This is a genomic window from Hymenobacter ruber (assembly GCF_054783255.1).
The window spans coordinates 764,333-778,827 of sequence record NZ_BAAGQX010000004.1; the positions used below are offsets into that span (position 1 = coordinate 764,333).

A 14,495-nucleotide genomic window follows, 5' to 3' on the forward strand; every position below is an offset into this window, starting at 1 on the left:
TAGACTACTGTATTACCACCTTTGGGCGGTGCCGTACCATGGCGAGTGTAAAATGGGCCGCGATGGTGGGCGGCAAAACGGGTTTGAGAATGAAACGATGGAAAACAGTGGGAGATGTAGACGGCTACAGCTGCACGTATTGTCGCATCGCAACCTGGTCGCCATGAGTGATTTTCAGCAGGTAAGTGCCGGGCGCAATGCCGGTTGCGTCGGTCGCAAGCTGATGGGGGCCCCGCGTGAGGCGCTGGGCCGGGGCCAGGGTGCGCACCAGCTGCCCCGTGAGGGTGTACAAGGTGAGTTGCACGGTTTCGTCACGGTCGAGCACCAGAGCCACGGTGCGGGCACCGGCAGCCGGGTTCGGGAACACCTGAGCCGAGAAGCCAATATCGGTAGTGGCAGAAACAGAAGAAGTTGCGGATGAGGATACGAATTCTACGTCATCAAGACTGGCGGTTTCGCCGGCGTGGGCGGTGGAGCGCAGCCCGATTTCGCACTGCCCGTTGCTCACCACGATGCCGCTGACCTGCACCCGCGTCCAGGTGCTGCTAGTGGGCAGGGTAGTGGCCAGCTCGGTGCCGCCGAAACCGTTGGCATAGAGCTGGCACTGGGTCTGGCCGCCGCTGCTTTGGGCCCAGGCGCGTAGGGTGTAGGTGCCGTTGGGCACGTTGGTGAGCAGCTGGTAGGTGCGGACCTGGTAGGCGGTGGCCTTCTGGTGGCCCAACTGGTAGGAGCTGGCGTAGCCGGGGTTCTGCGTCAGGTCGGCGTCGGCATCGGTGGTGGAGGCGGTGCTCCAGCCCAGCGGCGTTTGGGTGGCGGCGGTGTACTCAAAGCCGGGGTTGTAGACCAGACCGGAACTGGGTGGGTTGTTCAGAAAGGCATTGATGGCCACCGTGGGCCGCCCGTTGCTGTCCCAGATGCCCAGGCCGTAACCCATCCAGTTATACGCCTGCGGCTCCCAATAGAGCACGCCCAGGCCCTTGTTGTTGGGCACCGAGCGGGTTTTGGCCATCAGGTCCAGCAGCATTTGCTGGGCGGGGATGGGCACGTTGGCCGCGATGCCGGTTTCCACCACCATCACCTCCTTGCCGGGGTAGCGGGCCACCATGTCGTTCATGTTGGCGAGGCACTGAGCCGTGAGCGTGGGCCAGTTAGCGGCCGTGGGGTAGAGCGACATGCCAATGACATCGTACCGGGCTCCGTTGGTCCGCAGCCCGTCAAACAGGTAGCGAAAGAGGCTGTTGTTGAAGCCGTTGGAAACGTGCACGATGACCTTGCTGGTGGGGTTCACGGCTTTCACGGCCGCATAGCCCCGGTCGACGAGGCTGGCGAAGTTGGCCATGTTGGTCGAGGCGCGGCCTTCGGGCCAGAGCATGCCGTCGTTGGTTTCGTTGCCCACCTGCACCCATTCGGGCACGATGTTGTTGTCTTTCAGCGAGTCGAGGACGTCGTAGGTGTGGTTGTACACGTCGTTTTGCAGCTGGGCCAGGGTGTGGCCCACCCAGGCGGCAGGCTTGGTTTGCTGGCCGGGGTCGGCCCAGGAGTCGCTGTAGTGGAAGTCAATCATGAGCCGGAAGCCCAGGTTGTGCGCCCGGATGGCCTTGGCGATGACATCGTTTTTGCCGTTCCAGCCGCCGGCGGGGTTCACCCACACCCGCAGCCGGATGGTGTTCATGTCGTGGTCGTGCAGCAGCTGAAACAGGTCCTGCTGCGTACCAGCCTCGTTGTAGAAGCGGTAGTTGGAGGCTTCCATCTGGGTCACCCAGCTCACATCGGCCCCTTTGGCAAAGGGCGTAGTGGTTTGGGCCACGGTGTAGCGCGGCAGCCCGAGGAAGGCTCCCATTAGCAGTAGCAGTAGTAAATTTTTCATTATTGGGGAAGGAAACATCGGCGGCTAATGGGAAGATTTTTACGGGGTTCTATGGAAAAAGTATTTGGTCAGAGCGTTTTGTGCCACAGGAAATATTTCCCGCAGTGTTCGCAGTGGTAAAGCAGTGGCTCGCAGTGTTGTTCAACGGAAAATATGGCGGACCACTACGGGAAAGAGAATCAAACACCGACTCCCGCTTATTGCAGCGAAATCGACTCAACATCCACACTCACCGGGCTGCCCGTAACAGTAGTGGCTTCCCAGGTCAGATGCAGCACTTCGGCCTCCGCGATTTTCAAACCACCTGCGGCCGGGGCCTGGTATTGTAGAGGCAGGAAGCCCGGGTAGGGCCGGGGCATCAGCAGCAGCGCGGCCGGCCGGAAGGCGCTGAGCGGCAGGCGAATTTCCCGAACTTCCGGGCCCAGTGCCAGCGGCGCGGCGTAGGCCACGGCATCTTTAGTAGTGAGGGTGAGGCTGATTTTGGCATCGGGCTGGCTGCTGCGGGCCCGCACCACCACGGTACTGAAACCGGCCAAATCGGTGGCACGGCCGGCCAACTTATCGCCAAAAAATGCCCGCAGGCTGACGGCTGGCCCAGTGGCGATGGGCTGGTTGGGCCGGGGCGGTCCTTGCACGAGGCGCAGGGCTAAGGCTCCGTCGGGCAGGGTCACGTAGTCGGTCCAGGTCATGGGGGCCATGCCGTGGGCTTCGATGCGCTCTTGGTCGCGGCTGGCCTGGAAGAGGGGCAACGGCGCGCCGGCTGCCACAATGGGCACTTCGTAATGCTCGGCGTGGGCAAAGTCCCAGTCGCGCGGCTGGCCGCTGAAGCCGCCGGGGAAGGTGAGCGTTTGCGTGCCTTTCCGCACCACCAACCAGTAGCGTAGCTGGCCGGGATAGAGCAGCTCGGCGGGCACGGTGGCTTCCAGCGTGGCGTAGCTGCGGGTCCTCATGGGCAGGGTGCGCGTCTGGCCGTAGTAATGCTGCGCCACGAGGAATACGCTGTCTGTCAGCGTGAGGCCGCTGATGGTAGCGGTAATGCGAAGGGGCTGACCGGCGGCAGCCTGGGCCGGCGCGGTGTGCCGCACCTGCGGGCCGAGGTCGCTGGGTTTCGGGGCCACGAACTCGCCTAGCTTGATATGGTTGAAGGCCGTTTGGGCGGTGAAGGCGGCCGTGGATTTGCCAGCGGCGGCCAGCAGGTACACGCCCGGGCGCACGGTGGCGTAGCTGCCAGCGGCTTTGGTTTGAACGGTATTGCCTTCGTTTAAGCCCTTGATTGAAAAGTTATGGCCGAGCTCATCCAGCGACACAAACAGCGGCTGATTGTTCCACAAAATCTGCGTCACCGGCTTGCTCAGCGAGGCTTTTTCGAACGGGTCGCGGATGGCTACGGCGTCGGGCAATACTTCCAGCCGCCACACGCCGGAGGCCAGCTTATCCAGAAAGTACGCGCCGGTGCCGCCGTAGCTCACGGCCGGGGAGGAGCCCACGCCCGCCAGGTGCTGCAGCTTGGCCGGCTGCCGGGGTGCAGTGTAGGTGTTGGCGGTGTAGTAAAATTCCTCGGGTGAATTCATTTCGCTCAGCCCCAGCCGGTAGCTGACGTGGAAATTGCCAAAAACCGAATCCTGTGGGTAGCGCCCGAACGACTGCCCGCGCCCCACGCTCCGAAACGCTTTGCCCGCAATGAGTAAGCTTATTGCCTTGGCCGGCGTGTAGGCCAGGTTCAGGTAATGAGTTTGATATTCTGTGTTGGCGTAGGCAATGGCCAGCGGGTCGTAGGCAAACTGCGTGGCCCACTGAAACCCGGCCTCGCGGAAGCTGCGGGCCATAAACGGGTACATCACCGGCTGAATAATATCGGCCGATTCGAACTCATACACCATTTTCGCCTTGCTCAAAAAGCGCGCATCCGTGCGGTACGGAATGGGGTACTGGTCCACGTAGGGTAGGAAATTGCCGCGCAGCGTGTGGTTGCTCACCAGGCCCTGCGGGTACCACTGGTAGGTCAGGCCATCGACTTTGGCGTTGAGCACGGCCTGGTACACGTCGGGGTTTTCCGACACGTTGTAGAACACCGGCTTGCGGCAGCCCGTGGCCCGGATGGCGGCGGCCATGCGGTCGGCAAAGCTGGTCACCTGTGCTTCGGGCTTGTGGTAGCGCGGCTCGTTACACACCTCAAAAGCCAGAATGTCCGGGTCCTCACGGTTGAGGTTTTTGGTATAGGGGTTGCGGTGGTTGAGGAACTGCGTGAGGTACCGCTCCTGAGCCGCGATGGCGCGCGGGTTGGTGTAGGCCTCGCCCTTGGAATAGATGCTGGAAAAACCGGTGCCGCTGTCCTTCTCCGGATAGCCGTTGTTCCAGTAGGCAATGGGCGTGAGGATGAGCTTGATGCCGCGTTGCTTTAGCTCATTCACCAGAAAATCAAACAGGCGCAGGTGCTCATTATCAAGCAGATTTCCGGTGGTGTCGGTGATTTCCACATCCCAGACGTGCACCCGAAACGCATCGACGCCCAGCCGGGCCAGGTGGTACACGTCCTGCCGGATGGCGTGCTCCAGGTTCACGCCCAGCTTCTGGTGCGCCCGGTAGGAGTAGGCGAAGGGCGCGGTGTAGTTCACCCCAAATAGCGCCACTTCCTGCTGGGTTTTCTGCCAGCGCAGCACGCCTTTTTTGTCCACGAAAACGTCGCCCGAAGGCTCTTTGGCGGCTTTTTGCGCGTAAACCGGGGAGGTGATGAGCACCTGACAAAAGAAACCGAGGAACAGCAGAAATGAATACCGGAAGGACATAATTGGAAGCGAGAAAGCCGTAAGAATACGGATGAGATGGATAGACGCCGAAATCAGGCCATCGTTTATCTAAATTATGGTTGTGAACCGCCTTGTACCTCCACAGTTTGTTGTCACAGCCAGCGTAATTAAAGGGTTTTGACTGTTATTTTAAGACAAACGATTGCGCAAATGTAACTCTTCTGCCGTACTTTTCGGCCCGCAAATGTGATGGTTTGGCCACCCGGCCCAAAGTTGCGTAGTGTTGTAACGCCGTTTGCAGGTGGTTTTCGTCCGGTTATTTCGTCTCTGAATTTTTCTATGCCCACTCCGCTCATCCAAGCCGTTCAAGCTGATTTTCAACAACGCTTTGGCTACGCGCCGCTGCTGGTGCGCGCGCCGGGCCGCGTCAACCTCATCGGCGAGCACACCGACTACAACGCCGGCTTCGTGCTGCCCGCGGCCGTGGATAAGGAAATGAGCTTCGCCGTGGGCCTGAACGGGGGCGAGAAAATCCGCCTCGTGGCCTATGATTTGGGCGAAAGTTTTGAGCTGGCCAACGCCGCCGAAATCAGTCCCAGCGACGTGCATTGGGCCAATTATCTGCTGGGCGTGGCAGCCCAGTTCCAGCTGCGCGGCCACGCCGTGCCGGGCTTCGACTGCGTGTTTGCCGGCACCGTGCCCATGGGCGCGGGCATGTCGTCGTCGGCCGCCGTGGAGTGCGGGCTGGCCTTCGCGCTCAATCATTTCCTCGGCACCAACCTCGACAAGATGGAGCTGGCCCGCATCGCGCAGCTGGCCGAGCACACCTACGCCGGCGTGCAGTGCGGCATCATGGACCAGTTTGCCAGCACGTTCGGTCGGGCAGGCCACGTCGTGCGCCTCGACTGCCGCTCGCTTGATTACGAGTACTTTCCCTTCGATACCACGGCCTGTCGCATTGTACTCTGCAACTCGGGCGTGAAGCACAGCCTGGCCAGCTCGGCCTACAACACCCGCCGCCAGGAGTGCGAGCGCGGCGTGTCGGTGCTCCAGCAGCACTACCCCCACATCGCGGCCCTGCGCGATGCCACGCTGGCCCAACTCGAAGCCCACCGCGACGAGCTCGGCCCCACGGTTTTCCGCCGCTGCGCCTACGTGGTACAGGAAAACACTCGCGTAGTAGACGCCTGCCGCCACCTCGAAGCCGGCGACCTCACCGCCTTCGGCAAAGAGATGTACGCCAGCCACGCTGGCCTGCGCGACGATTATGAAGTGAGCTGCGTAGAGCTCGACGTGCTGGTGGAAGCAGCGCAGAAAGCGCCCGGCGTGTTCGGCTCGCGCATGATGGGCGGCGGTTTCGGCGGCTGCACCATCAACCTGGTGGCACCCGACAAGGTGGACGATTTCATCGCCAGCGTGAGCGCGGCGTATCAGGAGAAGTTCGGGATGAAGCTGGAAACCTACCAGACTACGATTGTGGGCGGGGTAGGGGCGGTGGTCGTGTAGAGACGCAATATTTTGCGTCTCGTCGTTGAACGACCCGCGTTGAACGGCCGGAGCCGTGCCGTTCTCACAAACAACTAAACAACATCAGCAACGACGAGACGCAAAATATTGCGTCTCTACCCCGTTCTAAAAATACTCGTTATGTCTTCCTTCGATTCCACTGAACACCCGCACCGCCGTTTCAATGCCCTTTCGGGCGAATGGGTGCTGGTGTCGCCGCACCGCTCCAAGCGCCCCTGGCAGGGCCAGCAGGAAGAAACCGAGCAGGACCAGCGCCCCGCCTACGACCCCACCTGCTACCTCTGCCCCGGCAACGTGCGCGTGGGCGGCGAGGTGAACCCGAAGTACACCGACACGTTCGTTTTCAACAACGACTTTGGCGCGCTGACTGCCGACGTGCCCACCGGCGGCATCAACGAGGGCGGCCTGCTGCGGGCTGAGGCCGAGTCGGGCGTGTGCCGCGTCATCTGCTTCTCGCCGCGCCACGACTTGACGTTGCCGCAGATGGAAACCTCCGCCATTCGCAAGGTGGTGGATTTGTGGGTGGAGGAATTTACCACGCTCGGGGCACGGCCGGACATCAACTACGTGCAGATTTTCGAGAACAAGGGCCCGATGATGGGCTGCTCGAACCCGCACCCGCACGGCCAGATTTGGGCGCAGCGCACTGTGCCCGGCGAGCCCGCCAAGGAAACGGTGCAGCAACTGGCCTACTTCCAGGAACACGGCCGCACGCTGCTGAGCGACTACCTCAAAATCGAGCTGGAAAAAAAGGAGCGGGTCGTCATCGAAAACGAGCATTTCGTGGTGCTGGTGCCGTTCTGGGCCGTGTGGCCGTTCGAAACCATCGTCATTGCCCGCCGTCCGGTGCAGGACGTGACCCAACTCACGCCTGATGAGCGCGACGCGCTGGCCGACATTCTGCGCCGCCTTACCATTCGCTACGACAACCTGTTCAGCATCTCCTTCCCGTACTCGGCCGGCCTACACCAGCGGCCTACCGATGGGCAGGAGCACCCCGAATGGCACCTGCATATGCACTTTTTCCCGCCGCTGTTGCGCTCGGCCACGGTGCGCAAGTTCATGGTGGGCTACGAGATGCTGGGCGACCCGCAGCGCGACATCACGCCCGAATTCAGCGCCGGGCGGCTGCGCGAGCAGTCCGAAGTGCACTACAACGCCGCGCAGTAGCCGGGCCAGCGGCAGAAATAATAAATGCGGCCAACGTTCCGCGTTTCACTGGTGTTATAGGCGCACGGGGTTACATTTAGCCCCGTACTCACTTTTTTCGTTTCCGCTTTGGCTCAAAAACGCGCCTCTATTTCGGACATTGCCAAGGAGCTTAACCTGGCCGTTTCTACTGTTTCGCGGGCGCTGAGCGGCCATTCGCGCATCAGCGAAGCCACCCGCAAGCGCGTGTGGAAACTGGCCGAACAGCTCAATTACCAACCCAACGCCCTGGCGGCGGCCCTGCGCAAGGGACGTAGCAACACGCTGGGCGTCATTGTGCCCCACATCGACGGGCACTTCTTTTCGCAGGTGATGAAGGGGGCCGAGGCCGTGGCCAACCGCGCCGGCTTCAACGTGCTGCTGTGCCAGTCGAACGAAGACTACGGCCAGGAGCAGAAGAACGTGGACACGATGATTAACGCGCAGGTCGACGGCATCATGGTGTCGGTGGCCCGTACCACGCACGATTACAAGCACTTCGACAAGATTAAGAAGCGCGATATTCCGCTGGTGTTCTTCGACCGGATTCTGGACAGCCCGGAGGTGAATGCCGTGGAGCTCGACGATTTCCAGGGCGGTTACCAGTCTACCAAGCACCTGCTGGAGCAGGGCTGCCGTCGCATTGCCCACTTTGGCGGGCCGCAGCACCTTAATATTTACATCAACCGTTTCGGTGGCTACCGGCAGGCCTTGCAGGAGTACGGCATTCCGATTGAGGAAGAGTTGGTGCTGTTCAGCGAGATGTGGGAGGCCGATGGTCGCGCCGGCATGGAGCAGCTGCTGGCCCTGCCCAAGCCGCCCGAGGCCGTGTTTTCGGCCAGCGACTTTTCCATTGTGGGCGCTATGCGCGTGCTTAAGGAGCGCAAGCTGCGCATCCCCGAGGACATTGCACTGTCGGGTTTCAGCAACGAAAGCTTCTGCTCCCTCACCGAGCCCAACCTGAGTTCGGTGGACCAATGCTGCGAGGAAATGGGCCTGGCCGCCATGCGCCTGCTGCTGGAAATGGTGCAGGAGCACGAGCAGGCTCCCCGCAAAATCGTGATTCAGCCCCGGCTGATAAAGCGGGAGTCGTCGCTCTGGCACCAGCAGCCCTAATAAACGCCGCGCCCGGCCCCGTGAACGACTACCTGCTGTTCGTCGATACCGAAACCACGGGTATTCCGCGCGACTGGACGCAGCCGTACACCAGCCGCGACAATTGGCCGCACATCGTGCAGTTGGCCTGGGTGATATGCACGCCCGATGGCCAGGAAGTGAAGGCCGAAAACCACTACATCCGCCCCAACGACTACGACATGAGCCCGGAGTCGGGCAAAATTCACGGCCTCACGCCGGAGTTTTTGCAGGCTAACGGCCGCTCGCGCCACGCTGTGATGCAGCGCCTGCAGCGCGACCTGCTGCATTACAAGCCCCGCGTGGTGGCCCATTTCATGCAGCTCGATTTCCACATGCTGGGCGTGGGTTTCCACCGGGCTGGCCTGAAAAACCCCTTGCCGGAATTACCTCAGTTCTGCACCATGCGGGCCACTGGTCCGCTGTTGCGCCACAGCACCCAGGGCTTCTTGCGGCTCGGCGAGCTGCACCAGCGCCTGTTCCAGGAGCCCCTGCTGCGTGAGCACGATGCCCTGGTGGATGCCCGCGCCACGGCCCGCTGCTACTTCCGCATGCGGGAGCAGGGCGTGATTACCGACGAAATCATTGCCCAGCAAGTGCCCATCGGGCTGCCCACGCCGCAGGCCCGGCTGGCACGCCGTCGGCGGCGTAAGCTGCGCATTGGGGTGGCACCGTGGCTGCTGCTGGCCGGTGTGGCGCTGGTGCTGCTGGCCGTGTTTCTACTGATGTGATGTTCTCCTTTTAACTCCCCAAGCTGCCCTGCCCCATGAGCGAAAAACTCGATTTCCTCCGCACCGTGAAGCCCTTCGACCGGCTGCCCGAAGACGTGCTGGCCGAAGTGGCCGAGGGCCTGGAAGAAGTGCGCCACCCCCGTGAGGGCGTTATCTACTACCAGGATGAGACGAAGTTGCGGGGCCTCGACATCATCGTGGAAGGCGAGTACGAGACGTTTTTCTACGACAGCCAGCAGAACCGGCGCGTAGTGGAACTCACCCGGCGCGGCGAGTGCTACGGCGGTATTTCGCTGCTGCTCAACAAGAAAAAATCCTTGCGCACGGTGGTGGCCAAGCGCCATACCCGCGTGTATTTCCTGCACCGGCGCGAGTTTCTGGCGCTGTGCCAGGGCTACGAGAGCTTCTTCCACTTCTTCACCACGCGCTACGGGCAGCGGATGCTGAATGAGGAATACGCCCACTTTGTGCGGCCCGCCACCAGCTCCGGCTCCAGCTACCTGGCTTCGGACCAGCTGTTTTCGCGTCGTATTGAAACGTTGGAATTGCGCCCGCTCGACGTGTGCGCCGCCTACACGCCCATCCACGAAGTGGCCCGGCGCATGGCCGCCGCCCGCACCAGCTGCTACTTCATCACCAATGCCGACGTGGACGGCCACATCATCGGCTACGTAACGGACATTACGCTGCGCGATAAGGTGGTAGCCACCTGCGCCGATGCCAATCTGCCCGTCGAAACCATTGTGGATGCGCCGGTGGTCAGCATCAGCTCGCGGGCGTTTGTGTACGAGGCTATTTTGTTGATGTTCAGGACCAAGACGCGCTATTTGCTGGTCGAAACCGATGGTGAATACGTAGGCTTCCTGAGCCGCAACAAGCTGCTGACCGACGACCAGGCGCAGTCGCCGTTCATCTTCATTCAGTCGGTGAAGCAGGCCCAGGCCGTGCCCGAGTTGAAGCGCCGCTGGGAGCAGGTGCCGGAAATGGTGTACCAGCTCCTGAACCGCGGCGTGAAGCCCGAAATCGTGAACCAGGTCATCACCACCGTGTCGGATGCCATTGCGCTGAAGCTGATTGAAGGGGCCATTGCCGAGCTGGGGCCGCCGCCGGCTAAGTTCGTGTACATGGTGCTGGGCAGCGAGGGGCGCAAGGAACAAACCCTGCTCACGGACCAGGACAACGCCATTATCTACGAGGACAAGGCCAACGAGCAGCGCGAACTGGTGCGCGACTACTTCCTGAAATTTGCCGAGATGGTGAGCGACCAGCTCAACGAAATCGGGTTCAGCTACTGCGAAGGCGGCTTCATGGCCAAAAACCCGAAGTGGACGCACTCGCTCTCGCACTGGAAGCGCAACTACGTGGAGTGGATGACCGAATCGAACCCCGAAACCGGGATGCAGTTCGCCGCCTCGTTCGATTGCCGCTACATCTACGGCGACCCCGCCATCATGGACGAGCTGCACGATTTCCTGGCCGTGGAGCTGCAAAAGCCGGTGGAGCGCTTCTATCACCACATGGCTGTGAACGCGCTGCAATACGAGCCGCCGCTCACGTTTTTCAACAACATCCGCACCTTCGCCCACGGCGCGCATAAGGTGTTTAACCTCAAGAAAACCATGTCGCCCATCGTCGATTTGGTGCGCATGTACGCCCTCAAGCACCGCATTTTCGCCACCAACACCGGCGAGCGGCTGGAGGCCCTCAAGGCGCTCGGCGTGTTCACCGAGCGCGAGGCCCACGAGCTGCTTCAATCCTACTACTACCTCATGGGCGTGCGCCTGAAAAAGCAGGCCGCCCAGATTATCAACGACAACGTGACCCCCGACAACTACCTCGACCCGAAGACGCTGACGAAGGTGGAACAGGTGACGCTGAAGGAGATTTTCAAGGTCATTGCTGATTTTCAGCTGAAGATTAAGGTCGGGTTCACGAAGTCGTTGGGGTAGGAAACCGGTGGCTATTTCTTTCGCATTTCGGCTTGGCGCATGGGCATTTTATCCACGGTGCCGAACAAATCGGCGGGGGGAATTGGGCGGCTGCTTTTCTCCTTCACGCCGCCGTCTTTGCCGATGAGCACGGCCGCGAACTGCGGGTGCGAAACCCCGATTTTCTTCGCCAGGAACTGCTGGTCGGCAGCGGTAAGCTGGTTGTAAAGCACTTCCAGCACGATGAAATCGCGGGCCGTCATGTCGGCCTTTTCGGCGTTCAGCAGGGCTTTTTGGGTTTTGAAATCGGCTTGTTCGGCCGTGGGGGCGGCTAGTAGGAGCACGCGTTTCTTCCAGCGATATTCGCGCAGGGTTTGTTCCAGCGGCATGGGTTTGGATGTTTGGGCGGTGAACAAGAGGCCCAGCAAGAGGCCCAGCAAGAGGAGCGAAGCGAGGAGCAAAAAGCGCAGTCGTTTCATGAGCATTGAGCAAAAGTGACACGTTAGTAGTAACGGTAGAGCGCGTGAAACGTGCTGTAATTTGCACGTTCCCGCCACTTTCGCCGCCCTTCCCCGATGAAATCCACTCACCTCGCCACCGGCTTTCTGCTCACGCTCGGCCTGCTCACCGCCTGTCAGACCAGCAAGCCGGCCGCTCCTGCCACCGCAACTACCCCCGCCGTGCAAACTCCCATCTGGCAATCCGACGCTTACAGTCTGTACCGCGACCGGGTGGTGCAGGGCCCACACGAGGCCCGCGCCCTCTCCGCCACCGAACTGGTTTCGAATTACGTGAGCCCGGCCAACGACCGGCAGAGCCCGCGCGTCGAGTTCAAGTTCAGCATCAACGGCAAGGACAATGAGATGGCCCCGGGCCTCAACCACCTGCTGGTGGCCGTGCCCCGGCCCGGCGGCGGACCCATCGAAACGCCGCCCATCGTATTCGGGCAGCGCTACGCGGATGCCACGCCGGCCGCCGCCGATACTTACCTGGCCCCCAACACGCCAGTGCGCATCCGGCTGGATTTGCGGCCGGTGCTGGCAGCGTTCAAGAAGCAGGGTTTCTACACCACCTTCAAGGGCGAGAAGCTGTATCAGCAGGATTTCAAGCACGTTTATATTGCCGGGGGCACCGCGCCGCTGAGCTGGGATTTCGACAACCTGACCAACAAGCCGGAGCTGGAAATGAAGGACCCGGACGGCGACGGCATCTACGAAGCCACGCTGACCCTGAACCAGCCCACCGCTGCCAAAACCACCGCCGCGAGCTGGAAAAAGACCATCAACACTGACGACTTCCCGCAATATTCCTCCGATTACCCCCTCGCCGATGCCCTCTACAACCTGGCCCTGGAGGAAGCCCGCCGCGCCGTGGAGCCGGATAGCACCTTCCGCACCGGCAAGGAGTGGGCCGGCGTCTGGACGCGCGATGTGAGCTACAGCATCATTCTGGCGCAGGCCAGCTTGCAGCCGAAAGTGGCCATAAATAGCCTCCTGCGCAAGGTGAGCCCCACCGGGCGCATCATTCAGGACACCGGCACGGGCGGGGCCTACCCGTGCTCGACGGACCGCGTTATCTGGGCCACGGCGGCCTGGGAAGTATACCAAGCCACCGGCGACGAGGCCTGGCTGCGCAAGGTGTACCCCATCATCAAGCAAAGCCTGGCCGACGACGTGCAGAACGCCTACGACCCCGCCACCGGCCTGGTGCGCGGCGAGTCGTCGTTTCTGGACTGGCGCGAGCAGACTTATCCGCGCTGGATGCAGCCCGTCGACATCTACCAGTCCGAAAACCTGGGCACCAACGCCGTGCATTATCAGGCCAACCTGGTGCTGGCCCGCATGGCCGCCCGCCTCGGCGACCCCGGCACCGCCGCGCAGCACCAGCGCCGGGCCGCCGGCATTAAAGATGCCATCAACCAGCACCTCTGGCAGGCCCAAAAGGGCTACTACGGCCAGTTTCTGTACGGCCGCACTGCACTGATTCTCTCCCCGAAAGCCGAGGCGCTGGGCGAGGCCCTGTGCGTACTCTTCGGCGTGGCCGAGGGCGAGCGGGCGCGGGAGGTGGTGAGCAAAACGCCCACCGTGCCCTTCGGCGTGCCGTGCATTTACCCCCAGATTCCGGGCATCCCGCCGTACCATAACGATGCCGTGTGGCCCTTTGTGCAGAGCTTCTGGGCACTGGCGGCGGCACAGGTCGGCAACGAGGCATCGCTGACGGAGAGCATGGCCGCCATCTACCGGCCGGCGGCGCTGTTCCTGACCAATAAGGAGAATTTCGTGGCCCGCACCGGCGACTACGCCGGCACCCAAATCAATAGCAGCAACATGCTCTGGAGCCTTTCCGGCAGCCTGAGCCTGGTGTATAAGGTGCTGTTTGGGCTGCGGTATGAGGATGAGCGGCTGGTGTTCCGGCCCTTCGTGCCGCAGGCGTTTGCGGGGGCACGCCGCCTCACCGGTTTCAACTACCGCCGGGCGGTGCTTGATGTGGAGATGACCGGCTTCGGCAACGTCCTCAAAAGCATCACGCTCGATGGCCAGCCGCTGGCCGATGCCGCCATTCCGGCCAGCATCAGCGGGCGGCACTCTGTAAAAATCGTGCTCAGCAGCGAAGCCCCGGCTGCCCAACCGGTGAACCACGTGGCCGATGCCGTTTCGCCCGAAACGCCCATCGTGACCTATAGCAACGGTTATTTGCGCTGGGAGTCAACTAAAGGGAGCAATTTCTACTTAATCCTGCGAAATGGTAAGGGCGATGGTAGCAGTAATCCTGCCGACAGCATAGGGGTTAAGGTTTTTCCTGCTCCGGACTTTGATGGATACAATGATTATCAAGTCATTGCTGTGAACCGGCAGGGGCTACAGTCCTTTGCCAGTGAGCCCATAGCCGTTGGCCCCGGCCTGTTCATCCAGCAGATACAACTCGAAACCGTAGCCCCCAAGGCCACCCAGCCCTACAAAGGCTACGCCGGCAAGGGCTTCGTGGAAACCTCGACCACCAAAAACACCACCCTCACCATCCCCGTCACGGTGCCCGAAAGCGGCGTGTACGCCCTCGATTTCCGCTATGCCAACGGCAACGGCCCCATCAACACCAACAACCAGTGCGCCATTCGCACGCTGCGGCGCGGCCCGGAACTGCTGGGCACCGTGGTGCTGCCCCAGCGCGGCGTGGCCGAGTGGAGCAACTGGGGTTTCTCGAACCCCATCCGGGTGCGCCTCGACAAAGGCTCCCACTCCCTCACGCTGGCCTACGAGCCCGCCAACCAGAACATGAACGGCACCACGAACCAGGCCATGCTGGACTACCTGCGCGTGCGCCGGGTGGAGTAAGGTTTGGTAGATTGGCCTGATTGCTCCATCTGAGTTGCACT

Annotated in this window: 9 protein-coding genes; 6 read left to right on the forward strand and 3 right to left on the reverse strand. The window is 61.6% G+C overall.

The genetic code is table 11. The annotated features are described in order from the left end of the window. Nucleotides 1-124 precede the first annotated feature (124 nt). Both ACYVM5_RS13810 and ACYVM5_RS13815 read right to left on the reverse strand, forming a co-directional pair. Nucleotides 125-1,867 (reverse strand): glycosyl hydrolase 53 family protein, encoded by a 1,743-nt coding sequence (locus ACYVM5_RS13810; protein ID WP_460618694.1) that lies wholly within the window; start codon nt 1,865-1,867, stop codon nt 125-127. A 197-nt stretch (nt 1,868-2,064) separates the two neighbouring features. After that, complete coding sequence (locus ACYVM5_RS13815) at nt 2,065-4,653, reverse strand: glycoside hydrolase family 5 protein (RefSeq protein ID WP_460618695.1); 2,589 nt, start codon at nt 4,651-4,653, stop codon at nt 2,065-2,067. Between the two features lie 300 nt (nt 4,654-4,953). Here ACYVM5_RS13815 and galK point away from each other — a divergent pair, with 300 nt between their 5' ends. The 5 genes from galK to ACYVM5_RS13840 all read left to right on the forward strand — a co-directional run bounded on the left by galK (nt 4,954) and on the right by ACYVM5_RS13840 (nt 11,143). Continuing rightward, on the forward strand, nt 4,954-6,120 hold the full coding sequence (gene galK, locus ACYVM5_RS13820) for a galactokinase (protein WP_460618696.1): 1,167 nt from the start codon (nt 4,954-4,956) through the stop codon (nt 6,118-6,120). A gap of 141 nt (nt 6,121-6,261) precedes the next feature. Beyond that, nucleotides 6,262-7,311 (forward strand): UDP-glucose--hexose-1-phosphate uridylyltransferase, encoded by a 1,050-nt coding sequence (locus ACYVM5_RS13825; RefSeq protein ID WP_460618697.1) that lies wholly within the window; start codon nt 6,262-6,264, stop codon nt 7,309-7,311. A gap of 108 nt (nt 7,312-7,419) precedes the next feature. Beyond that, nucleotides 7,420-8,445, forward strand: a complete 1,026-nt coding sequence (locus tag ACYVM5_RS13830) for a LacI family DNA-binding transcriptional regulator (protein WP_460618698.1) — start codon at nt 7,420-7,422, stop codon at nt 8,443-8,445. Nucleotides 8,446-8,465: 20 nt separating this feature from the next. Next, nucleotides 8,466-9,194 carry a 3'-5' exonuclease gene (locus ACYVM5_RS13835; RefSeq protein WP_460618699.1) on the forward strand — a complete coding sequence of 243 codons (729 nt, stop codon included), beginning with the start codon at nt 8,466-8,468 and terminating at the stop codon, nt 9,192-9,194. Nucleotides 9,195-9,229: 35 nt separating this feature from the next. Next, the gene (locus ACYVM5_RS13840; RefSeq protein ID WP_460618700.1) at nt 9,230-11,143 is read left to right on the forward strand and encodes a DUF294 nucleotidyltransferase-like domain-containing protein; all 1,914 of its coding nucleotides are present in this window, start codon (nt 9,230-9,232) and stop codon (nt 11,141-11,143) included. A gap of 11 nt (nt 11,144-11,154) precedes the next feature. Here ACYVM5_RS13840 and ACYVM5_RS13845 read toward each other — a convergent pair whose 3' ends face one another. After that, on the reverse strand, nt 11,155-11,601 hold the full coding sequence (locus ACYVM5_RS13845) for a DUF4174 domain-containing protein (protein ID WP_460618701.1): 447 nt from the start codon (nt 11,599-11,601) through the stop codon (nt 11,155-11,157). A 96-nt stretch (nt 11,602-11,697) separates the two neighbouring features. On the opposite strand from ACYVM5_RS13845, the gene ACYVM5_RS13850 reads away from it, so the two are divergent. Continuing rightward, nucleotides 11,698-14,454, forward strand: coding sequence for an MGH1-like glycoside hydrolase domain-containing protein (locus tag ACYVM5_RS13850; RefSeq protein WP_460618702.1), 2,757 nt, complete (start codon nt 11,698-11,700; stop codon nt 14,452-14,454). Nucleotides 14,455-14,495 lie beyond the last annotated feature (41 nt).